The sequence below is a fragment of the Lysinibacillus sp. NPDC097214 genome, from assembly GCF_050277945.1.
In the GTDB taxonomy this organism is placed as follows: domain Bacteria; phylum Bacillota; class Bacilli; order Bacillales_A; family Planococcaceae; genus Lysinibacillus; species Lysinibacillus xylanilyticus_B.
Genome location: NZ_JBNNSS010000003.1, coordinates 292,781 through 315,968, shown reverse-complemented (window position 1 = coordinate 315,968; position 23,188 = coordinate 292,781). Strand labels below are relative to the sequence as shown.

At 38.0% G+C, this 23,188-nt stretch carries 27 protein-coding genes; all 27 read right to left on the bottom strand.

The features are described from left to right. Nucleotides 1-146: 146 nt before the first annotated feature. The 27 genes from frr to ACQKMI_RS08640 all read right to left on the bottom strand — a co-directional run bounded on the left by frr (nt 147) and on the right by ACQKMI_RS08640 (nt 23,120). Entirely contained in the window at nt 147-704 is a 558-nt protein-coding gene (frr, locus tag ACQKMI_RS08770; RefSeq protein WP_323645123.1) for a ribosome recycling factor, read from the bottom strand. Next, the gene (pyrH, locus tag ACQKMI_RS08765) at nt 704-1,429 is read right to left on the bottom strand and encodes a UMP kinase (RefSeq protein WP_053594235.1); all 726 of its coding nucleotides are present in this window, start codon (nt 1,427-1,429) and stop codon (nt 704-706) included. The genes frr and pyrH overlap by 1 nt, the downstream gene beginning before the upstream one ends. A 427-nt stretch (nt 1,430-1,856) precedes the next feature. Next, the gene (gene tsf / locus ACQKMI_RS08760) at nt 1,857-2,744 is read right to left on the bottom strand and encodes a translation elongation factor Ts (RefSeq protein WP_427488177.1); all 888 of its coding nucleotides are present in this window, start codon (nt 2,742-2,744) and stop codon (nt 1,857-1,859) included. Nucleotides 2,745-2,845: 101 nt separating this feature from the next. Then, nucleotides 2,846-3,565, bottom strand: coding sequence for a 30S ribosomal protein S2 (rpsB, locus tag ACQKMI_RS08755; protein ID WP_049668466.1), 720 nt, complete (start codon nt 3,563-3,565; stop codon nt 2,846-2,848). A 157-nt stretch (nt 3,566-3,722) separates the two neighbouring features. Next, nucleotides 3,723-4,310: a hypothetical protein gene (locus tag ACQKMI_RS08750; protein ID WP_427488176.1), complete on the bottom strand. Its 588-nt coding sequence runs from the start codon at nt 4,308-4,310 to the stop codon at nt 3,723-3,725. Nucleotides 4,311-4,319: 9 nt separating this feature from the next. Next, a complete protein-coding gene (locus ACQKMI_RS08745; protein ID WP_323645133.1) occupies nt 4,320-4,628 on the bottom strand; it encodes an RNA polymerase subunit sigma in 309 nt (102 codons plus the stop codon). Nucleotides 4,629-4,664: 36 nt separating this feature from the next. After that, the gene (locus ACQKMI_RS08740) at nt 4,665-5,435 is read right to left on the bottom strand and encodes a FliA/WhiG family RNA polymerase sigma factor (RefSeq protein WP_323645134.1); all 771 of its coding nucleotides are present in this window, start codon (nt 5,433-5,435) and stop codon (nt 4,665-4,667) included. A 391-nt stretch (nt 5,436-5,826) separates the two neighbouring features. Continuing rightward, the gene (locus ACQKMI_RS08735; RefSeq protein WP_427488175.1) at nt 5,827-6,201 is read right to left on the bottom strand and encodes a hypothetical protein; all 375 of its coding nucleotides are present in this window, start codon (nt 6,199-6,201) and stop codon (nt 5,827-5,829) included. Continuing rightward, nucleotides 6,201-6,707 (bottom strand): chemotaxis protein CheD, encoded by a 507-nt coding sequence (locus tag ACQKMI_RS08730; protein ID WP_427488174.1) that lies wholly within the window; start codon nt 6,705-6,707, stop codon nt 6,201-6,203. The genes ACQKMI_RS08735 and ACQKMI_RS08730 overlap by 1 nt, the downstream gene beginning before the upstream one ends. Further along, nucleotides 6,708-7,340 carry a chemotaxis protein CheC gene (locus ACQKMI_RS08725; protein ID WP_427488173.1) on the bottom strand — a complete coding sequence of 211 codons (633 nt, stop codon included), beginning with the start codon at nt 7,338-7,340 and terminating at the stop codon, nt 6,708-6,710. It lies immediately after the preceding gene. Nucleotides 7,341-7,349: 9 nt separating this feature from the next. After that, nucleotides 7,350-7,796: a chemotaxis protein CheW gene (locus ACQKMI_RS08720; RefSeq protein WP_323645137.1), complete on the bottom strand. Its 447-nt coding sequence runs from the start codon at nt 7,794-7,796 to the stop codon at nt 7,350-7,352. A gap of 27 nt (nt 7,797-7,823) precedes the next feature. Then, entirely contained in the window at nt 7,824-9,875 is a 2,052-nt protein-coding gene (locus tag ACQKMI_RS08715) for a chemotaxis protein CheW (RefSeq protein ID WP_427488172.1), read from the bottom strand. Between the two features lie 14 nt (nt 9,876-9,889). Next, entirely contained in the window at nt 9,890-11,044 is a 1,155-nt protein-coding gene (locus ACQKMI_RS08710) for a protein-glutamate methylesterase/protein-glutamine glutaminase (protein ID WP_427488171.1), read from the bottom strand. Then, on the bottom strand, nt 11,045-11,920 hold the full coding sequence (locus ACQKMI_RS08705) for a MinD/ParA family protein (protein WP_427488170.1): 876 nt from the start codon (nt 11,918-11,920) through the stop codon (nt 11,045-11,047). Beyond that, a complete protein-coding gene (gene flhF, locus ACQKMI_RS08700; RefSeq protein WP_427488169.1) occupies nt 11,917-13,113 on the bottom strand; it encodes a flagellar biosynthesis protein FlhF in 1,197 nt (398 codons plus the stop codon). Before flhF ends, ACQKMI_RS08705 begins: the two co-directional genes overlap by 4 nt. Further along, nucleotides 13,110-15,143, bottom strand: coding sequence for a flagellar biosynthesis protein FlhA (gene flhA / locus ACQKMI_RS08695; protein ID WP_323645143.1), 2,034 nt, complete (start codon nt 15,141-15,143; stop codon nt 13,110-13,112). Before flhA ends, flhF begins: the two co-directional genes overlap by 4 nt. A gap of 23 nt (nt 15,144-15,166) precedes the next feature. Continuing rightward, complete coding sequence (gene flhB / locus ACQKMI_RS08690) at nt 15,167-16,255, bottom strand: flagellar biosynthesis protein FlhB (RefSeq protein WP_427488168.1); 1,089 nt, start codon at nt 16,253-16,255, stop codon at nt 15,167-15,169. 1 nt (nt 16,256) lies between these two features. Continuing rightward, on the bottom strand, nt 16,257-17,033 hold the full coding sequence (gene fliR, locus ACQKMI_RS08685) for a flagellar biosynthetic protein FliR (protein ID WP_323645145.1): 777 nt from the start codon (nt 17,031-17,033) through the stop codon (nt 16,257-16,259). A gap of 4 nt (nt 17,034-17,037) precedes the next feature. After that, the gene (fliQ, locus tag ACQKMI_RS08680) at nt 17,038-17,307 is read right to left on the bottom strand and encodes a flagellar biosynthesis protein FliQ (protein ID WP_197141919.1); all 270 of its coding nucleotides are present in this window, start codon (nt 17,305-17,307) and stop codon (nt 17,038-17,040) included. A 13-nt stretch (nt 17,308-17,320) separates the two neighbouring features. Next, nucleotides 17,321-17,986 (bottom strand): flagellar type III secretion system pore protein FliP, encoded by a 666-nt coding sequence (fliP, locus tag ACQKMI_RS08675; RefSeq protein WP_427414941.1) that lies wholly within the window; start codon nt 17,984-17,986, stop codon nt 17,321-17,323. Beyond that, entirely contained in the window at nt 17,983-18,648 is a 666-nt protein-coding gene (locus ACQKMI_RS08670; protein ID WP_427488167.1) for a flagellar biosynthetic protein FliO, read from the bottom strand. The genes fliP and ACQKMI_RS08670 overlap by 4 nt, the downstream gene beginning before the upstream one ends. 10 nt (nt 18,649-18,658) lie before the next feature. After that, nucleotides 18,659-19,021 (bottom strand): response regulator, encoded by a 363-nt coding sequence (locus ACQKMI_RS08665; RefSeq protein ID WP_049668450.1) that lies wholly within the window; start codon nt 19,019-19,021, stop codon nt 18,659-18,661. 21 nt (nt 19,022-19,042) lie between these two features. Then, nucleotides 19,043-20,347 (bottom strand): flagellar motor switch phosphatase FliY, encoded by a 1,305-nt coding sequence (fliY, locus tag ACQKMI_RS08660; protein WP_427488166.1) that lies wholly within the window; start codon nt 20,345-20,347, stop codon nt 19,043-19,045. Further along, entirely contained in the window at nt 20,340-21,335 is a 996-nt protein-coding gene (fliM, locus tag ACQKMI_RS08655; RefSeq protein WP_323645154.1) for a flagellar motor switch protein FliM, read from the bottom strand. Before fliM ends, fliY begins: the two co-directional genes overlap by 8 nt. 31 nt (nt 21,336-21,366) lie before the next feature. Continuing rightward, a complete protein-coding gene (gene fliL, locus ACQKMI_RS08650; RefSeq protein WP_427488165.1) occupies nt 21,367-21,795 on the bottom strand; it encodes a flagellar basal body-associated protein FliL in 429 nt (142 codons plus the stop codon). Next, nucleotides 21,785-22,006 (bottom strand): flagellar FlbD family protein, encoded by a 222-nt coding sequence (locus tag ACQKMI_RS08645; protein WP_049668748.1) that lies wholly within the window; start codon nt 22,004-22,006, stop codon nt 21,785-21,787. The genes fliL and ACQKMI_RS08645 overlap by 11 nt, the downstream gene beginning before the upstream one ends. 148 nt (nt 22,007-22,154) lie before the next feature. After that, a complete protein-coding gene (locus tag ACQKMI_RS08640; RefSeq protein WP_427488164.1) occupies nt 22,155-23,120 on the bottom strand; it encodes a flagellar hook-basal body complex protein in 966 nt (321 codons plus the stop codon). Nucleotides 23,121-23,188: the final 68 nt, after the last annotated feature.

Genomic DNA, 23,188 nt, shown 5'->3' with positions numbered 1-23,188 from the left:
CCCTAAAACAATTAAAATTGAATGTATAAGACTTTACAAAACCTCTTACATCATCATTTAAAAGTAAAGAGAAAAGACGTCCTGATATTTATAGGACGCCTTCATCTCATCAAAAAGTTCCATCATAGATATGCAAAGCGAATTGCTTACACATCTAAAATTTCCTTTTCTTTCTCTTTCGTTACTTGATCTACTTTAACAATGAATTCATCTGTTAATTTTTGAATATCTTCACCGTATCCACGTAGACCGTCTTCTGTGATTTCGCCAGCTTTTTCAAGTTTTTTCAGATCATCATTAGCATCGCGACGAACATTACGTACAGCGATTTTTGCATCCTCTGCTTCTTTTTTCACTTGCTTCACAAGATCTTTACGACGCTCTTCTGTTAAAGCCGGGATCATTAAACGAATGACAGATCCATCATTTGTTGGTGTAATACCAATATCTGATTTCATAATCGCTTTTTCGATTTCACCTAAGATTGTTTTATCGTAAGGTGTAATAACTAATAGACGCGCTTCTGGTACCGAAACACCTCCAAGCTGATTAATCGGTGTTGGTGCACCATAATAATCAACCGTAATGCGATCTAATAGAGAAGCATTTGCACGACCTGCACGGATTGAAGCTAGTTCACGTGAAAAAGCGGCAATTGTTTTGTTCATTTTGTCTTTAGCTTGTTCTAAAACTTGTTTAGCCATTATACATTCCTCCTAACAACTGTTCCAATTTTCTCGCCTTGTACGGCACGTTTAATATTACCTGGTTCCGTAATTGAGAAGACAATTAACGGAATATCGTTATCCATACATAAAGTAGAAGCTGTTGAATCCATTACTTGTAAGCCCTGTTGAATAACGTCTAAGTATGTGAGTGTATCATATTTAACGGCAGTTGCATCTACTTTCGGATCTGCAGAATAAACACCATCTACATTATTTTTCGCCATTAAAATCGCATCTGCGTCGATTTCTGCCGCTCGTAACGCAGCTGTAGTATCCGTAGAGAAGAATGGGTTACCTGTACCTGCTGCAAAAATTACTACACGTTTTTTCTCTAGATGACGAACTGCTTTACGGCGAATATACGGCTCTGCTACTTGTGTCATTACAATTGAAGATTGTACACGTGTTTCAATTCCTAATTTCTCCAGTGCATCTTGTAACGCTAAAGAGTTCATAACCGTTGCTAGCATACCCATATAGTCAGCTGCTGCTCGATCCATTCCCATTTCGCTACCGATTTTTCCACGCCATATATTACCGCCACCTACAACAACAGCAACTTCTACATCAAGATCTACTACTTCTTTAACTTCTTCTGCAACAGACTTGATTATTTTTGGTGATAAACCGAAGCCCGCTTCTCCAGCTAACGCTTCACCACTTAATTTTATAACTACTCGTTTATATTGCGGTACACTCATTGTAAACCTCCGTCAGACTTTATTTAAAACATCTCTATTCCCTTTTCCATTATAGTATAAATAACAATAATTTCTAGTTATGAATAAGGCAAAATAGAAAATTATGCGGCTCAACACGTTAAAGTTGGTTGATTTCCGTTCCGACTGGGCGCTTTCCTGGGGGCGTCCGATGAGCCGCTTCACTCGCGGTGCTCGCTCCAGGGTCTCATCTGTGACGCTGATCCCCAAGGAGTCGCCCAGTCTCCACTCCAATCAACTTATATACATAGCATACGGTTTAACAAATGTTATCCGCAACTTTTGGTGATGAGACAATTATATCTTTTTTTCGCTAATTTCGGAAAAATAGGGAACACGTTATGTTGTGTTCCCCATTTTTTTCTAGAAAATCTAGATATTATTTGATTAGGATCAAATGCAAGCTAAATTAGTTACCTTTAACTTGGCTCATTACTTCTTCAGCGAAGTTGTCTTCACGTTTTTCGATACCTTCACCAACAGCATAACGTACGAAGCCGTTTACTGAACCGCCAGTTGAAGCAACGAAAGCACGTACTTTTTGATCTGAGTTTTTAACGAATGTTTGGTCAAGTAAGCAAACATCTTCGAAGTATTTGCCAAGACGACCTTCAACCATTTTCGCTACAATGTTTTCTGGTTTACCTTCGTTAAGAGCTTGTTCAGTTAATACTTTACGCTCACGTTCAACTTCTTCAGCAGAAACTTCATCGCGAGAAACATAAGTAGGGTTAATAGCTGCGATATGCATAGCAACATCTTTAGCAGCAGAAGCATCTGTAGAACCTTCTAAAGTAACTAATACACCGATGCGGCCGCCCATGTGTAAGTAAGAACCGAATGCATCTGCATCAGTTTTTGTTTTCACTTCGAAACGACGAAGAGTAATTTTTTCACCGATTGTTGCAATTGCTGATGAAATTTGGTCAACAATTTTTACACCTTCAGCATTTGCAAGCTCTAGTGCAGCTTCAATTGATGCAGGTTTAGCAGCAAGTAATTGTTCAGCTAGAGAAGCAACTAATACTTGGAATTTATCGTTTTTAGAAACGAAGTCAGTTTCAGCATTTACTTCAAGAATAATTGCTTCGTTACCTTGTTCTAAGATGTAAGTTGTACCCTCTGCAGCGATGCGGTCAGCTTTTTTAGCAGCTGAAGAAAGACCTTTTTCACGTAGGAAATCGATTGCAGCATCTAAATCGCCATCAGTTTGTACTAACGCTTTTTTACAATCCATCATTCCAGCGCCAGTTTTTTCACGTAATTCTTTTACTAATTGTGCAGTAATGTTTGCCATTTAGTGTTTCCTCCTCAAATTGGTTGTACAAATTTTAGTGATAGGTTCTAAAAAAGGTGATAAGGGTCCTGAGCCACTTATCACCTTTTTGTAAACGTGAATTACTCAGCAGCAGCTTCTACAGCTGGAGCTTCTTCTTCACCTTGTTTTGACTCGATTAAAGCGTCAGCCATTTTAGCAGTTAAAAGTTTAACAGCGCGAATAGCATCATCATTAGCAGGGATTACGTAGTCGATTTCATCTGGATCACAGTTTGTATCAACAATACCTACTAGAGGGATGTTTAATTTAATAGCTTCTGCAACAGCAATGCGTTCTTTACGTGGGTCAACCACGAACATTACGTCTGGAAGAGCGTGCATATCACGGATACCGCCTAAGAATTTGATTAGACGTTCGTGTTCTTTTTTAAGTTGGATTACTTCTTTTTTAGGTAGAACTTCAAAAGTTCCGTCTTCTTCCATTTTTTCGATTGCTTTCATACGTGCAACACGTTTTTGAATAGTACCGAAGTTTGTAAGAGTACCACCTAACCAACGTTGGTTGATGTAGTAGTTGCCTGAACGTTCAGCTTCATCTTTGATCGCTTCTTGTGCTTGTTTTTTCGTACCAACGAAAAGAACTTTACCACCGTCTTGACCAACTTGACGCATGAAGTCATAAGCTTCCTCTAATTTTTTAACAGTTTTTTGTAAGTCGATGATGTAGATCCCGTTACGCTCAACGAAGATATATTTCTTCATTTTTGGGTTCCAACGACGAGTTTGGTGACCGAAATGTACACCAGCTTCAAGTAATTGTTTCATAGAAATTACTGACATGTGTATTTCCTCCTAGTATGTTTGGTTTTTATCCTCCGCATTTATCATTTGCAACAAGCTACCCTAAGCTTAGAGCACCACTTACTACATCAAAACGCGTGTGTATTAATAACACCATTTGCAACTATATCATAGCTTTAGCCCATTCGCAACTCTTTTAGTTATGAAATTTCAATAAAAGCTCGATTTCTGTTTTTCCCTTTTGAAGTTGTTTAGCAATTTCTTCTGATGTTTTACCTTGTTTCGCTAATTCAATAGCTTGCTGTTCCAATGTTAATGGTTTAGCTTCTTCTTTTTCGGTTGTCTCCGTTGGTTGTTGGGCCGAATGTACCACCTTAGCTTCAGCTTTAACTCCAGTTTGCTGCTGACGTGAATAAGCATTGGCTACGATATTTTTGGGCACATAAATACGCGGTTCATGATCTAGACTAATAGAACCTTCTATTGTGCTTTCTTCTTTTGCCAGAGAAGGTGGTTGCTCCTGCTCCACCATCTGTTCTTCCTTTTTCACAGCATTCGTTTGAGTTTCAGACTTTGAAACTCTTTGCAGCTCTTGAATGAGGCGATCATTTTCATCTTTCATCTCAGCTAAATAGACACTGATGGTGTCATCCATTTCACGCATTAAGCGTTCCTGTTTTTTTTCTAAGTCCTTAAATTTTGCTAGCTTCGTATTTAATATGATAAGGAAATAAAATGAAATTAGCTGTAAAATAAATAGAACCGCAATTAGTATGATTGTCATAGTAAACTCCTATCCACTAAAATCCACGAAATTCCCTTTAAACGGATGCTGCGCCTGCGTTTCCCGCTTCTCGTTATCCTTATTTTTCTTTTTTCGAGTACCTTTTATATACTCGCCCTCTGCTTCTTCATCTTCACTAATCCCATCCATACCCTCTGAAGTATTCACAACTTTTTGCTTGCGTTCTACTTCTTTTTTTAACGCTTCATTTGCATGTGCTTGCTGAGCCAAAGTTTGTTGTTGTGCCTGATCAGCCATTTTTCCTGCTTCAAATGTTTTGGGAATAGCTATTTGTAGTTCGACACCCTTTAAACTCATAAGACCCCTCCTTCAACGATATGTATATAAGGATTATTATGCATTAATCATTTCATTTGATAATAATTTCCGTAGCTTTAATAACGCCTTAGAGTGGATTTGTGAAATGCGTGATGTAGATAATTCAAGCATCTCTCCAATTTCTGTTAGTGTTAATTCCTCAGTATAAAACAAACTAAGCACTAGCTGCTCCTTGTCATTAAGCTTTTGGATATTTTCCGCTAAATCCCCAAGCAGTTCTGACTTAATGACAGCTTGCTCAGGTGTCTTAGTCGTATCATCACGAATAACAAATGACTTTCCATCAGTCTCCTCTTGATCTTGCTGCTCATTAATGGAAAGAACATTTGAAAAGAAATGTTCCTGTACAGTTTGGTAAACTTCCTCAACAGGTAAAGCCATATGTTCCGCAAGATCCTCAGGTGTTACATGACGCATATATTTTTGTTCTAACTGCTCAATCTGTGCATCTAACTTTTTCGCCTTTTCACGTGCTGAACGCGGCAACCAATCTTCCTTACGTAAACCATCAATAATGGCTCCTCTTACTCTAAAAGAAGCATATGTATCAAATTTCAAGTCTCTATTAATATCAAATTTATTCAACGCGTCAAACAGACCTAGCATACCTAAGCTCATTAAATCGTCTCGCGATACACTCTTGGGTAAGCTCGCACCAATGCGTTGCACATGATAAGATACTAGCGAAATATATTTTTTTATAAGCAAATCACCAGCATCTGGATCACGTTCATTTATCCAGCGGTTCCACAGCTTTTGTTCATCGTTCAGAATTGGTTGTGTCATGTAATCCACCTCTCTAAGAAAAACGCATTTACGCGCCTGTTTGCCACTGTATTACCTTGATGTTTTATCAATACAAAAAACATTTGTAGCTGTCGTTTCACTTTCGCTACGAAAACACTTGCTTAAATGTTAATTCGTTGAGAGCAACAAAGCGTTACTAGCCATGAGCTCCTAACATAAAAACCCATCTAATTCTTTCCTATATTATAACAAGAATCGACTATAATTTCATTTGTTTCTCCTACTCTATCACAGATTCTTTACATTTATGTGTCGGCATTTTTTAGTTTGGATATAGTCAAGACTCGTTAAGACACTCTAAAATTAAGAATTTGCAAAAGAATCAAGTTAACTATAAAAAAGAGCCGCTACCTACGCGCGACTCCCTTTTTTAAGCATTATTTAATTGTTGATCAGCCTCACGATTCATCATCGTTCGTACAGCCTGAGCAATTTCTTCCGAGCTTTCATCTTGAAACTCAACGGTTGAGTTAGCCGTCGGTGTTTCTTGATTTTCTTCCCCTGGATTGTCAGATTCGTTTTCTTCATGCTCACCTTCAACGACTTCTTCATCACCCTCTGGTGTGAATAAAACGTAGGCAATTAAAAATCTTACAATATACATGACGAAGAACATAATTATTCCCGCCACAAATGACCCTATGATAATACGTAGTGGTGTATAGGGTTTTTGAAATGTACTAAAAAAATATATAGAAAAGGCGAATAACGCTCCCCATAGGTTATAAAAAATAGAACCAAACATTATATTTCGCTCACTCCTTGGTTAACCGTTCGAATATGTAATGTCGACGTCGCAGGATTAAATTCAATTGTTCTACCACTATTGCCGCCTGTGTCTTCGGCAACTAAACGAATTCCATGACGCTTTAGCTCATGCTTTACAGCTTCTACATTACGTGGGCCGATGCGCATAGAGTCTTTATCTGAAGTGAATTGAAACATTTGCGCACCACCCGCAATTTTTGCCTTTAGCTTGAATTTTTGGACGCCTTCTAACTTCAATAAGTCAATCATTGCCGCAATGCCAGTGTCAGCAAATTTAGCCACATTTATTGACTCTTGTCTACCTAAACTCGAATCTGGCAACATCACATGTATTAAACCAGCCATTTTTTTTGATTCATCATATAAAATAACACCTACACAAGACCCAAGACCTGATGTTCTTATCGTATTTGGTAACTTTACTACATCCATTTGTGCAATTCCGACTTTTATAACTTGCCCATCACTACCGTTTAGTATCATCTACGAAACTCCTAATGCTTTAAAAATAGCATCAAATGAGTCTGGATCTGGTAATAAGAAGAAATGACCTCTTACTGTTTCTTGATCCTCTACACCGTCTTCAAAAATGGATGTATTTATGACGATAACATTATCGCTAACGTGTGATAATTCAATCAAGCCAATACTAATGATGGCGCCAAACATGTCAACACTTAGTCCTGGCACTGTTGGATAAATTTTTAAACTCGTAAAGTCAGATAATGCCGATAAATAAGAGCCGGATAAAATATTACCCATTTCCTGCATAGCTGATAACCCTAACTCTGAAACAGGTTGTTTTTTAAAGTCGAATGTTTCATCAAATATGAGACGACGGATAAAACGATTTGCTTGTTCAATTGGGAGGATAAAGAACATACTACCTTCAGCATCACCTTCAATGCGTAGATAGATGCCCACTACGACATTTTCAGATCCTCCTGCAAGCTCCATCATGTCATTAAATGACACCATTTCAACCTTTGGTACTCGCATATCAATTTTTTTACTAAGTAAATTGGAAAGTGCTGTCGCAGCATGCGCAGCACCTATATTACCAATTTCCTTTAATACGTCTAAATGTAGTGATGTAATCTTTTGATTATATGTCATTATCGATCCCTACTTTAGTGGATTTAATACTTTCTCTAAATGCAATAAAATTAATAATCGTTTATCTATTTTTGCTACTCCTGAAATAAACTCTTCTTCCAGTGAGCCTACTACTTCGGGCTGTGGTTCAATTGAGTCAGCTGGGATATCTAACACATCATTTGCAGAGTCAACTACGAAACCTACTTCCATATCTTCTAATGAAATAATGATTATGCGTGTTGTTTCTTCATGCTCAGAGATCGGTAAGTCAAATCGTTCACGTAAATCAACAATTGGCGTTACGACACCGCGTAGGTTAATAACACCTTTTACGTATTTTTCCGTTTTCGGTACACGTGTAATATGCATTAGTTTTTCAATTCCTTGTACATGTGACACCGGAATCGCATATTCTTTATCTGCTAGTTGAAAAACAATTACTTTAATACTTTCTTGTTCCACTGCGTTTGTCATTGTTTACACCTCTCTTATTCATTCACCTTATTTAATAAGTGCGTTACAATCCACAATTAAGGCTACTTTCCCGTTACCCAAAATTGTTGCACCTGAAATTGCAAAGATATTCGTTAAGTAATTTCCTAATGATTTCAGCACAATTTCTTGTTGGCCAATGAATGAATCCACAACTAAACCAGCAAGTTTCTCACCTTTTCGAACGATGACCACTGAATGGAATTCGTCACCCTGAGGTTCTTTGCGAGGTACCTCAAAGATTTCTTCTAAGAATACTAGTGGTACTACTTTGCCACGGAAGTCGATTACTTTTTGATTATGCGCATTCATAATTTCTGATGAACGGATAATTGAAGTTTCAATAATTGATGAAAGTGGAATTGCATAAATTTCTTTTTCGATTTCTACTAGCATGACAGAAATAATCGATAATGTCAGTGGTAATTGAATCGAGAATACTGAGCCTACATCTTGTGTAGATTCAATTGAAATATTTCCACCCAATGATTCGATTGTTGTTTTCACAACATCTAATCCAACACCTCGGCCTGATACGTCAGAAATAACATCTGCCGTTGAGAACCCTGAGGCCAAAATAAGCTCATTAATTTGCTTATCTGACATCGAATATGATTGTTCTTGTGTAACGATACCTTTAGAAATGGCTTTCGCTAGTACTTTTTCACGGTTAATGCCTGCTCCATCATCTTCAATTTCAATGAAGACATAGTTACCACTATGGTAAGCACGCAATACAACTGTTCCTTCTTCTGGTTTACCTTTTGCAAGGCGAGCTGTAGGATTTTCTATACCGTGGTCAACAGAGTTACGAATTAAATGAACAAGTGGATCCCCAATTTCATCGATTACTGTACGATCTAGTTCTGTTTCAGCACCAATAATTTCAAGGTTAATTTTCTTGTTTAGATCACGAGATAACTGACGAATCATTTTCGGGAAGCGATTGAATACTGTTTCAACCGGAACCATACGCATCGTTAAAATAATCGTTTGTAAGTCACCCATGACGCGGCTCATGCGCTCTACTGTTTCATTTAACTCTCCATGGTTAACCTCTGTTGCAATAGATTGTAGTCGCCCTCGATCGATAACAAGCTCTTCAAATAGATTCATTAATATATCAAGTCGCTCGATATTCACACGAATTGTTTTATTACCAACCGGCGCATGGCTTTTATCAGCCTTAGCTGGAGCCGCAGCTGTTGCAGGCTTAGGTGCTGCAGGATTTTTTTCAGGGACAGCCACTTCTACAGTTGCCGTTGCTGCTACTTCTTGAATTGCTTGTGCTGTTTCACTATGTTGATTTGGCTCAATAGCGGCGACAATCACTTCTTCGACTTCTGAAACTTTCATAATCTTTTTCTGCATATCTTCAGCAGATTCTTTTGTGACAAAAGCTACGTAAAATTGTTGATCGAACTGTTCGTCTTCAAGCTTTTCTACAGATGGACTAGATTTAATAACTTCCCCATCTTTTTCTAAAATCTCAAACACCATAAATACTCGTGCTGCTTTTAAAAGACAGTCCTCACGTAATTTCACTGAAATTTCGAATGCATTGAAACCTTGCTCAGCAGATTGTGAAATAACTGTTTGCTCAAAGCCGTCATACTCTAATGCACTTGCCACGGCAGTAGTTGGTGTCTCAGTAGTTCCTACCACTTCAGAAATCGCTTCCTCACCTAATTCAATACGCTTTAATTGAGCAACAGTTGAAGATACATCACGTTTTCCATCTCCGCCATTCGCAATGTCCATCACCATTTCTTCTAGATGATCTACAGACTCAAAAACAACATCTAGAATTTCAGGAGTTACATGGATTTTCTCGTTTCGGATCGCATCCAACACATTTTCCATTTTATGAGTTAAATCTGCTAAATCTTCAAAGCCCATTGTCGCAGACATACCTTTTAATGTATGCGCAGAGCGGAAAATTTCTCCGACAATCGCCAAATCATCTGGATTTTTTTCTAGTTCTAATAAATGTTCACTACACGCTTGTAAATGGTCTTTACTTTCTTCAATAAACATCTCTAAATATTGATTGACTTCCATAAGAGGACACCCCTTTAAGGCAAATATTTCATTATTGTTTGTGCAATATCATCTACATCTGCTACTTCATCGACAAGCTGTGTTTCCACTGCCGCTTTCGGCATACCATACACTATGCAAGTTTCAGCTGACTCAGCAATTGCCATCACATTCCCAGTACTTTTTAGTGCTTTTAGTCCGTTAGAGCCGTCATGGCCCATACCCGTCATAATAACTGCCACTTTATCAAAATCTTTAAATCGGCTCACATCTTCAAACATCACATCTACAGAAGGACGATGTCCAGATCTAGGTGGCTCATTATTATCTAGGACTATACCAAAGGAGGTACCTACTTTTCTAAGTTTTAAATGATACCCACCAGGTGCAATATACGCCACTCCATTTTGGAGAATATCTCCTTGCTCAGCTTCTCTTACGGTAATCTCACTCAATTGATCGAGACGATTCGCAAGAGATTTCGTAAATCCAGCCGGCATATGCTGGACAATTAAAATGGGTGCTTGAATTGATTTTGGGATTTTTGTAATTACTTCTTGTAAAGCTCTAGGCCCGCCTGTGGAGGTACCTATCAGTACAATTTTCCTACCTACTTTACTCCATTCAACATGTGGCTTTGATAGCTCTGCCCTTGTCGGAAAAACATTGACGGAAGGAGTCACTCTGCCTTCACTAAGTGAATTTCTTCTAGTGATACTCGTTTGTAATGTCTGTACTTGTTGTCTTTTACTACCAGAAGGTTTCTTTAATTTTGAAATAGGTACCAATGATGCTTGTTCAACCTTGTGGACAAGTTCAGTTTGGATTTTATGTAAATCTAGAGAAATTGTTCCGCTCGGCTTTGCGACAAAATCTACTGCCCCAAATTCAATTGCTGTTAAGGCATTTTCTGCTCCTCGTTGAGTTGTACTTGAGAGCATAATAACAGGTACTGGACATTCAGTCATTATTTCTTTTAAAGCATCTAGCCCATTCATTTCAGGCATCTCAATATCCATCGTCACAACTGTTGGCTGCAATGTTTGTATCTTTTTTATCGCATCTTTCCCATTTCGTGCTGTTCCAACTACTTCAACCTTCGAGTTGCCAACAAAAAAGTCACTAATTAGCTTTCTCATAAAAGCGGAATCATCAACAACTAGTAGCTTGCTTTTATGTAAAAAGTCCAATTAATCACGTCCTTTCGAAAAAATATTTCTTAATTTAGTTAAGAATTTACCCGTTGACTGATCATGTGCATGAACTTCTTCCACACGATGTTCCATAAAACGCGCCACTATAAGTTGAAGTGTCTTTGTAATAAGTGCGTCTGGATAGGCAATTGAAAAAGGCACCTGCTCACGCACAGCCTTACGCACAGCAGAATCTTCAGGTAATGAGCCTAATATCGTAACCTCTTTGTCCAAAAAACGTTCCATGGTATGCTTTAGTCGCTCATTAGTTTCCATTCCTTCTTCTTTACTATAGGCGCGGTTACAGAGTACATAAAATTGCTTGTCCGCATCTCGCATATGAATATATTTCATCATTGAATAAGCGTCTGTTATAGATGTTGGCTCTGCCGTTGATAAAACAATGATTTCATCTATAGAGGTTAATAAATCTAATGACCAATTAGTAGCTCCTGCTCCCATATCGAACAAAATGTAATCAAAGCTCTGTTGAAGTTGCTCAAATGCATGAACGAGTCGTTCAAACATTTCCTCTGACCATTCTAAGACGCCCGACATACCAGACCCACCTGAAATATACCTTAAATTGTAAGGGCCTTCAAATATTACCTCGTCCAGTAACTTATTCCCTCCCAAGTAATCTTTTAAACTATTAGAAACATTTTTTCCGATTAAAATATTGATATTACCCATACCAATATCCATATCAACGATGACAACTTTTTTCCCTTTATTGGCCAATGTAATGGCAAAATTCGTCGTGAAGTTACTTTTACCAACCCCACCTTTGCCGCTCACAACCGCAATTGCCCTACCTAATTCACCCTGCTGTTTCAACATTTTCAAGCGTAATGTTTCAGCTTGGTCTCTCATTTTTCCTCACCTTGAAAAAATAAATTTAGTACTGCTTCTAGATCAGCTTCTTCAATATCTTCTGGTACTTCTTGACCATTCGTATAGTAAGCAAGTCCTTTATTATATTTAATCATTAAATTAATCATTGTGCCAATAGAATTTGTTTCATCAATCTTTGTAAAAATGAATTTTTCAATTGGTAATTGCTTAAATTGCTCGATAATGTTTGCCATGTCCTTTTCTTTTGTTGTCATCGCAAGTACTAAGAAGGACTCTGCTTGATCATCGAATTTAATAAGACGCTGTAAATCGTCTACATATTTTACCTCTTTATAATTGCGGCCTGCTGTATCTATAAACACTATATCTAAATGGGCCAATCGGTGGATTGCTTGTTCAAAATCTGTTGCATTATAGGCAATTTCGACAGGAGCCTGTAACAGTCCAGCATATGTTTTTAATTGCTCGATTGCGGCGATACGGTAAGTATCTGTCGTAATAAATCCTACTTTTTTCTTTTTTTCTAAAACTGCTCTCGCAGCCATTTTAGCAATTGTCGTAGTCTTTCCGACACCTGTTGGTCCTAAAACATTAATATATTTTTTTTCATAGGATATACCTCCGACTGGGAGATCCTCTAGCGCTTTGCGCAATAAGCTTTTCGTAATCATCTTACATTGAGAAAAATTGATGTCTGACGCTTCTTTGACATGCGTAAAAAGCTCATCACCAATCGTTGTGATGAGCTCCTCACTTAGCTCCTGCTGTCTTAAGTATTCAATGAAGGATAAGAGTTCATCTGGATATTGATCTTGGATAGTCTTCTTATGCATGGAATGCATTAAAGATTTTAAATCTGCAATTTCCTTCCTCAAATCTTCAGAAATGCTAGCTTCTTCATGTAAGGGCGCATCATTCTGCGGCTGTACTTGGTGTATTTTAGCTTGGACAGCGTTCGTAATCTCTTGTAATCTAGCATTTTCATATTTAGGTGTTGTTATAGGCAAAGCAACAGGTGCTGGAGCCACATTACTTGGCTCCATTGAATCAATACCTGCAACAACCTCAAAACTCTTCTTTTTAATGATTCCAAAAAACTTTTTTGTAACGACTACTTTTGAGTTCAAAATGACAGCGTCCTCACCTAATTCAGCACGCACAAGCTTCATCGCTTCTGGTATGGAGGATGCATAATATTTTTTCATTTTCATTCAACATTCACCACCCCAACACTTTGAATTTCAACCGAAGCATCAAGTTCGTTGTATGATAGAACTGGAATTTGCGGGAAATAGCGCTCCGTAAGTTGACGTAAATACATACGAACTGCTGGAGAGCATAAGATAATAGCAGATTGTTCCATAAAGGAAACGCGTTCTACTTCTGCCGCAATGGTCTCTAAGATCGTTTGAGAATCTTGTGGATCCATCGCTAAATAATTTCCGTGATCAGTTTGTTGAATACTATCAGCAATCAATTTCTCTACTTTACCCGAGACAGTAATAACTTTTAATGATGTGCTGTCCCCTACGTATTGAGAAGTAATCTGGCGTGCCAATGCTTGACGTACATACTCAGTTAATATATCGGTATCACTCGTTAACTTTGCATAGTCTGCTAGAGTCTCAAAAATAATTGGTAAGTTTCGCACTGAAACATTTTCTCGTAGAAGTTTACCTAGTACTTTTTGAATTTCCCCAGTCGATAATGGAGCAGGTGTCAACTCTTCAACTAAAATTGGATGCGTTTCACGTAAATGATCGATTAACTGCTTCGTCTCTTGACGGCCGAGTAATTCATAAGCATTTGCTCGAATCATTTCCGTTAAATGAGTTGACACAACGCTTGGTGGATCAACAACTGTGTAGCCAAACATTTCGGCATCTTCTTTAACTTGCTCAGTAATCCATTTTGCAGGTAGGCCAAATGACGGTTCAACTGTGTCAATTCCTTCGATCGAATCATCATCTCCTGGACTCATTGCTAAATAATGATCAAGCAGGAGTTCACCACGCGCCATTTCATTACCCTTTATTTTAATTCGATATTCATTTGGTTGTAATTGAATATTATCGCGAATACGGACAACCGGAATGACAATCCCTAATTCTAATGCTAACTGTCGACGTATCATAATGACTCGGTCTAATAAATCGCCGCCTTGAGCAGCATCTACTAACGGTATTAAACCATAGCCAAATTCAAACTCGATTGGGTCCACATTTAATAAATTCACAACATTTTCAGGGCTCTTCATGCCGTCTGTTGCCACTTCTTCCTCAATTTCAAGTAATTCTTCTTCATCTTCTGGCTTCTTATGATCCATCATATAAGCACCAGCAATTAGTGAACCACCAATTGGAAGTGTTATCCAGAGAGGGATAGGTGTGAAAAATCCAAGTAAAAGTATTGTTCCACCCGCTACATAAAGCAGTTTTGCTTGAGCAAATAACTGTCCCGTAATATCTTCACCAAGACTACCTTTAGAGGATGCACGTGTTACAACAATCCCTGTCGCTGTAGAGATCAGTAGCGCGGGAATTTGTGAGACAATACCATCCCCAACCGTTAACTTAGAAAAATGATTTGCTGCATCTGCAAATGGAAGCCCCATCTGCACAACACCGATGATGATACCAAATAATAAGTTGATAATAACCATGACCATTGAGGCAATGGCATCCCCTTTTACGAATTTTGTGGCACCATCCATCGCTCCGTAGAAGTCAGCTTCACCCGCTACTTTCTCGCGTCGTTCACGTGCTTCCCGCTCAGAAATAACTCCTGCATTTAAGTCAGCATCAATACTCATTTGTTTACCCGGCATCGCATCAAGTGTGAAACGTGCTGCAACTTCTGCTACACGCTCCGCGCCTTTTGTAATAACGATAAACTGAATTAACACAAGAATTAAGAATACAACTAAACCAACTAGTACATTCCCGCCGACTACAAAGTCCCCAAACGTTTCAACAACAGAACCAGCATCACCCTTTGCTAAAATGGCACGTGTTGTTGAAACACTCAGTCCGAGTCGGAACAAAGTTAACAATAAAATAACTGAAGGAAAGATAGAAAAGTCTAAGGCTTCCTTCATACTCATTGCTGTTAACAGTACTATTAATCCTAATGTAATATTAATGACGATTAAGAAACTTAACATCCATGGAGGAAGAGGGATGATGAGCATTGCAACGATTAAAATAACCGCACCTAATACCCCTATATCGCGAACTTTCATTTGTGTCCCTCCTACTAAAAGCTTTAAATTTTCCGCTTAATTCGATAAACATAAGCAAGCACTTCTGCTATCGCTTTGAAAAACTCTTCTGGTACTTGATCGCCAATTTCTACTTGATCGTACATTGCTCGTGCTAATGGTCTATTTTCAACCATAACCACATCATGTTCTTTCGCAATCAGTTTAATTTTTTGAGCGATAAAGTCCGTACCCTTTGCAACAATGCGTGGGGCATCCATACTTTCCTCATCATATTTGATGGCAATCGCATAGTGAGTTGGATTTGTTATGACAACATCGGCGTTTGGAATCTCTGACATCATTCGACGCATCGCCATTTCGCGTTGGCGTTGTTTAATTTTCGATTTTATCAGCGGATCGCCCTCACTATTTTTATATTCATCTTTAATATCTTGTTTAGACATTTTAAGATTTTTTTCGTAATCATGTTTTTGATACATCCAGTCTAAAAGGGATACACATAGTAAGACGAGCGAAGCAGCAATCCCCATGATACCAACAAGCTTACCCACTGTAATAAGAGTTATCCATGGGCTTTTAAAGGATAACGCCAAAACTTCCGGCAAATTCGTCCAAACGATAATTGTCGTCACGCCACCTATAAAGCCAATCTTTAATACTGACTTTAGAAGCTCTATAATGGCTTTAACAGAAAATATTTTTTTCAACCCTTTGATTGGGTCCATTTTTTTTAAATCAAACTTCATCGGCTCTAATGTAAATAGAAAACCGAACTGCAGGAAGTTACCTGCTAATGCTCCAACAAATGCAATTCCCATTATTGGGACAATAATAAAAGCCATTTGCACTAATGTTTCTGTAAATAAGCGCATCACACTATCAATGGTTAGTGTTTCTACGCGTATGTTATGAATAAAAGTTTGCCTGAAAAAAGCTAAAAGATCATCTCGCAGTGAACCCGCAAAGAAGAATAAAAAGATAAATACCATGAGCATGACAATTGCACTGGAAATATCCTGACTTTTGACAACCTGACCTTTTTTTCGAGCATCTTGTCGTTTTTTTGGCGTCGCCTTTTCCGTTTTTTCTCCCGCAAAAAACTGTAAATCTAAGTCCAGCAGTAGCAACATTTTACCCACCACCTAAAATAGCCATTACATCACGCATAGCATAAATCATAATGGTAATAAGCTTTTGAATAACTTGAATCATTACAGCCATCATTGTGAATAACACTAAAAAACTAACACCTATTTTAATAGGAAAACCGACAACAAAAATATTTAATTGTGGTACAGTTTTCGCTGTGATTCCTAACGCCAAGTCGACTAAAAATAAAGTTGCTACAACAGGAGCAGCCATTTGAAAGGCAATCGCAAAAACTGCCGTAAATGTTGTGATGATAAACTCTATATAACTGACATTTGCGAAATTAGGAAATCCTTGATCCATCGGTAAGAATTGATAACTATAATAAATTCCATCGAGAATCATATGATGTCCATTTATAGCTAGTAGGAAAAGTAATGCTAGCGTATTAAAAAATTGTCCGATCAATGGACTTTGTGCACCTGTTTGCGGGTCAATAATATTCGCAATAGCAAAACCCATTTGAAAATCTATAAAGCTTCCGGCAATTTGAATTGCCGACATGATGATATAGCCTACTAAACCGAGTAACAGTCCAATGAGTGCTTCTTTCATCACTAAAAGTATGTAATCACCATTAAATACAAATGGTTCGACGTCAATTGTGTAATACATCATCCAAGCTAAAACTAACGCGAGAGTTATTTTAACTTGTGGCGGAATCGTTCTGTACGAGAAAAAAGGCACCGTGACAAAAAATGCCGATACGCGCACAAGTACTAATAAGAAAACCGTAAAATGCGGGATTAATTCATTCATCTACTCACCCTATATAACGCGTTAAATTCTCAAAAATGTCTCTCGCATAGCTAGTCACTTGTGATAACATCCAAGGACCGAAAAATACGATGGCCGCTAATACAGCGACGATTTTTGGAACGAATGCTAACGTTTGCTCTTGAATCGATGTTGTTGCCTGAAAAATACTTACCGCTAAACCAGTGATTAAAGCAACTAATAGTAGCGGACCGCTTGTTAGAAGGATAATCATAATGGCACGCTCTGCAATTGAAATAACCAATTCACCTGTCATACTGTATCATCCCCTAAAAACTTTGTAGTAAGGATTTCATCACAAGGTACCAACCATCAACGAGTACAAATAATAAAATCTTAAACGGCAATGAAATCATAACCGGTGGTAACATCATCATCCCCATCGACATTAGCGTACTTGCGACAATCATGTCGATTACTAGGAATGGAATAAAAATCATAAAGCCAATTTGAAATGCTGTTTTAATTTCACTTAATGCGAAAGCAGGTACTAGCATCGTCAGAGGAATTTCTTCTACAGATGCTGGCTTATCTGCCTTATTATACGTTAAAAATAAATCAAGATCTTTTTGCCTTGTATGCTTACTCATAAACTCTTTAAACGGCTCACTGGCCCGATCATACGCCTCTTCAATGCCAATTTTCTCTGAAAATAATGGCTGTAATGCCTCTTTATTGACCTCTTGAAATGTTGGGGCCATGATAAAGAAAGTTAAAAACAAGGAAAGACCTACAATGACCTGGTTCGGTGGCATTTGCTGTGTCGCCAATGCAGTACGAACAAACGATAACACAATAACAATTCGCGTAAACGATGTCATCAAAATTAAAATACTAGGTGCTAGTGAAAGAACTGTTAACATTAAGAGAAGCTTTACAGAACTGGAGACATTGGTCGGATCGCTGTTGGAAAAAACACTGATTACATCATTCATTTATCATCATTCTCCTTTTGCTTCCATTTCTCCAGTTCTTCATTGCGCTCTTGTTTAATTTCAGAAATCTTTTTTTCGAACAGCTCACCAAAAGAGTTTTGTGTTTGCTGTACGGATGAACTCTCATTATTTTTTCTCTTAAACTTAGATAATACTTCTGTAATATACGGTGATGTTGATGCAAGTTCTTGTCGTTCATTATATAGCGCTAAAAGTGTTGCAACTTCATCAGGATCAGTAATTTCACGTAATAGCTGGACATCCTCACCGACCCCAACTAAATAGAGTGTTTTACCTACTTGTAATAGTTGTACCGACTTTTGGGCACCTAACGATAAACCGCCTAAATTTTGTACTAATTGATTACGTTGAAAGTTTAAATTTCTTTTATTTAAAAACTTCATTAATCCATAAAATAAAGCTACAACAAAAATAAGCGCCAAAACCATTTTTATGTATTCCCACGCAGATATGTCTCCAGCCGCTTGTGAATCAGAATCTTTCTTAGCAGCTGGAGTACTATCTTCTTTACAATCCCCTTTAATGCAGTCACTTACAAAATTCGTGTTAGATTCTGCATATACAGAAGTCGTTGTAGGGTACAAAAACAGGAAGGCTACAAGAAATGCGAAAATCATCGTTAGACGAAATGATTTTAACATTTGCATTCAATCATCCTAGAGCTTTTTGAATCGCTTCAATTACACGATCAGCTTGGAAAGGTTTCACAATAAAGTCTTTCGCACCAGCTTGAATTGCATCGATTACCATTGCTTGTTGTCCCATTGCTGAACACATAATGACAGTTGCGTTTGGATCTGAACCTTTAATTGCTTTAAGAGCTGCAATACCGTCCATTTCTGGCATTGTAATATCCATTGTTACTAAATCTGGCTTTAATTCGTTGTACTTTTCAACAGCTTGTAAACCATCAGCTGCTTCCCCAACAACTTCAAACCCATTTTTCGACAAAATATCCTTGATCATCATGCGCATGAATGCTGCATCGTCTACAATCAAAATTCTTTTAGACATGGTTAACTCCTCCAATTGAAACTATCTTAAATTATTTAAACGCTCTGCTTGACTTAAAACATCTGTAATACGGACACCGAAGTTTTCATCAATAACAACGACTTCACCTTTAGCGATTAAACGGCTATTTACTAAAATATCAACTGGTTCACCAGCTAATTTATCTAGTTCAATAATCGAACCACTAGATAGTTCTAATATCTCTTTTACAGAACGCTTTGTACGTCCTAACTCTACAGTAACTTGCAATGGAATATCAAGTAGCATATTTAAATTTCTAGCTTCAGATTGCGAGATAACATTTGGATCAAAACTAGCAAACTGTGCTTGTTGAACATTGACCGGTTGAACAGGTCTTGTTGCTTGTGGAATCTGTTGTTGCTCTTGATACATTGGTTGTTGCTCTTGATACATTGGTTGTTGCTCTTGATACATTGGCTGTTGCTCTTGATACATTGGTTGTTGTTGCACAGGCGCTGGCTGCTGTTGATATACTGGCTGCGCAGGCGGTGGTGTTACAGGTGCTTGTGGTTGCATAGACGCTTGTGGTTGGACAGGCGTCGGTGCCACTGGCGCTTCAGGTGCTAATGTTGCAGCCACAGGTTCCTCGATTGCTTCTGTTTCTCCTAATAGAGACTTTACAATGTTTTGACTAAATTTCAGCGGTAGTAATTGCATTATATTTGAATCAATTAAATTACCAATTCTCAATCTGAACGATACTTTTACGAGTAAATCATCTTCAGGAATATTTTCTCGTCCTTCATTTTGAGAAATATTCATTAAATCAATAGTAGGTGGTGAAATATCCACTTTTTTATTAAATACTGTCGACATTGAAGTAGCCGCAGAACCCATCATTTGATTCATAGCTTCTTGCACGGCACTCAGCTGAATTTCACCTAAGTCTGGTTTCGGATTTAAGCCATCTCCACCTAACATTAAATCAGCAATAATCGCTGCATCGGATTGCTTAATAACGAGTAAATTCATACCTGTTAATCCGATTGTATATTCAACCTGTACGGCTACATAAGGATGTGGAAATTCCTCTTCTAATTTATTACGGTTAATCATTGAAATACTTGGGGTAGTAATATCTACTTTTTGCCCTAATAACGCTGAAAGCGCTGTGGCAGAGCTACCAAACGATATATTTCCTACCTCACCTAACGCATCTTGGGCAAACGAATCGAGGTAATCCTCTACTCTTAATTCATTATTGTCCTCATTTGTAGAAGCTTCAGTGCCGCTGTTTTTATCTTCCAACGTTTCGCCCCTTAATAACGCTTCAATTTCTTCTTGGGAGAGCATTTCATCACTCATCTTCGTCTCCTCCTTTCAAAGGGTCGATAATCTGGATTGCTAATTTTTTACCTTGTTTACCTGGTTGAACTGTGAATTTCGGTAATGTTCCTACTTTTAATAGTAGTGGATCTTCAATTTTTTGTTCTAATTGAATGACATCCCCAACCTGCATTGTGAGGAAATCCTCAATGTTAATGTCGGTAATACCTAGTTCAACAGAAACCGGTAGTTGTGCTTGTTTCACACTTGTTTCAAGCATTTTTGTTTGCTCTGGAGACATCTCTTTTGTATTTGCCTGCATCCAGTAGCGAACAGAAAGATTCGGAACAATAGGCTCCAATACAACATGCGGAATACAAATATTGATCATACCGCTTGTCTCACCGATTATCGTATTTAAGGAAATAACGACAACCGTTTCATTTGGCGAAATCATTTGTAAAAATTGAGGGTTGACCTCAAGCTCTACTAAAATCGGATCAATTTCCGCAACATTTTCCCAAGCCTCGCGTAAATTGTCGAATGAACGTTCAAAAAGGTTTGTCATAATTTTAGTTTCAATTTCCGTTAAGTTATCCACATTACTATGACTCGCCCCACTACCGCCCATTAAACGATCTAACATAGAGTAGGCAATGTTTGGGTTTATTTCCATCAGTATATTACCATCTAATGGCGGCACTTCAAACACATTAATGAGTGTCATATTCGGAATCGAACGTACAAACTCTTCAAATGGTATTTGGTCCACTGATGCAACAGTAATCTGCACATAGCTTCTCAGCTGTGCAGAAAAGAAGGTTGTCAGTAATCGTGCAAAATTTTCATGTATTCGGGTCAAACTTCGGATTTGATCTTTTGAGAAACGTAGTGCACGTTTAAAGTCATACACTTTAACCTTACGCACCTCGTCATCTTTTTTCATATCATCAGCTGACATTTCCCCCGTTGATATTGCGGAAAGCAGCGCATCTATCTCTGATTGAGATAATACCTCTCCTGCCATTTGCCCACCTCCATTTCAAGCAGTTTCTTTATTATTGTGTGATGAAGGAGGTAAAATAAACTTCCTGAACTTCTCCATCTTGCATCAATTCATTTAATCGTGTTTTTAATGATTTTTGGAAAATTTGTTTACCTTGCTTACCTTCTAAATCCTTTTGCTCCATTTCAGAAAGCTCTTGAATAACAATGTTTTTCACTTGGAAATCACGCTTCGTTAACTCAGTAGCAGCATCTTTATTCGTTGTTTGAATTTTTAACGACATGCGTACAACTTTGTTATCAGCTAGATTTGTCGTAATTTCAGGAACTTCTACGGAAGCTTCTACGATTTCATCAATGGTTGGCTCAAGAGTTCCTGCTGGCTTATTAAATTGGGTATATAACACAAACCCAATACCCCCGATAAGTATGATTGCTACTAGCACGATGATAATCATCGTTAACATTTTGTTATTCTTCATCTTCTTCACCTCGTAGATGCGGGTTTGATAGTATTTGTATATTTTTATAAAAGGCTGTTACCTTTTGTCGCACCTCATCTTCACTCTGTAAAACAATGATTTTGGTTCCAGTCGTTAATGTAATGGTCGTATCAGGAAAAGATTCGACCGTTTCTATGTATAAAGCATTCAATGTAAATGCTTTGCCATTTAAACGTGTTAGTTCAATCATTGAAATAGGGCCGGGTCTAGCACGAGAGCCGGCCCGACCCTCCCTCATATGAAATTATGTTTTTTAGTTTTGAGCACTTTGTAATCTTAATCGGTATTTTCTTTACCTACATATTGAGTATAAATCTCATACTAAAATCTAAATCTACTTAGCGTTTTAAATTTACAAGCTCTTGAAGAATTTCATCAGAAGTTGTGATAATACGTGTATTTGCTTGGAAACCACGTTGCGCCACAATCATTTCTGTAAACTCCTCTGAAAGGTCAACATTGGACATTTCTAGGGAGCCAGCTTGAACGGCACCAACCCCTCCTACTGTTCCAACTTGAGCGTATGGTTGTCCAGAGTTTACTGTAGGTTGGTAGTAGTTGCCACCCACTTTTTCAAGACCACCAGCATTTGGGAACTTCGCGAGTATGAGTTGACCTGCATATTGTAAGTCACCTTTATAGTCTGTATAGGTAACTGTACCATCTTGAGAAATAGACATTGATTGCGCTGTTGTAGGGATACGAATCGGTGAAATATCAGCTGCGAAATCCATATCCTCTGCGATATTACCTTCTATATCAGCAAGTCCATTCCCTGCTTTTTGTTCTTCAGCTGCAGAACCATCGATTGAATCACCATCAGCAGAAACCGATAACTCATCACTTGCCGTACCGACTAAATATTTACCATCAGCATTTACTAAATATCCATTTCTATCCATATAGAAATTTCCGGCACGTGTATAGAGAATATTTCTATAACCTTCTTCATCTAATGTCCCATCTTCATTAGGTGCACCATTTGCATCACCTACCATGAAGAATCCATCACCAGCTATAGCTAAGTCTAACTCGCGAAAAGTTGTTTGCATTGAACCTGGACCGTGAATTGTATCGATTGCAGCAAGTTGTGAACCTAAACCGATTTGTTTTGCGTTAACACCACCACGAGTTTGGCTAGGTGAAGAAGCACCTGCTGTCGTTTGAGAAATTAAATCTTTAAATACTACGCGTCCTTTTTTAAAGCCATAAGTATTTACATTAGCAATATTATTCCCAATTACATCTAGCTTCGTTTGGAAGTTTTTTAAACCTGAAATACCAGAATACATAGAACGTAACATAATGTCGTTCTCCCTTCGTCTATAAATTGTGTGCCTCTATCAATCAGCACACCTAGGCCTCCTATCAC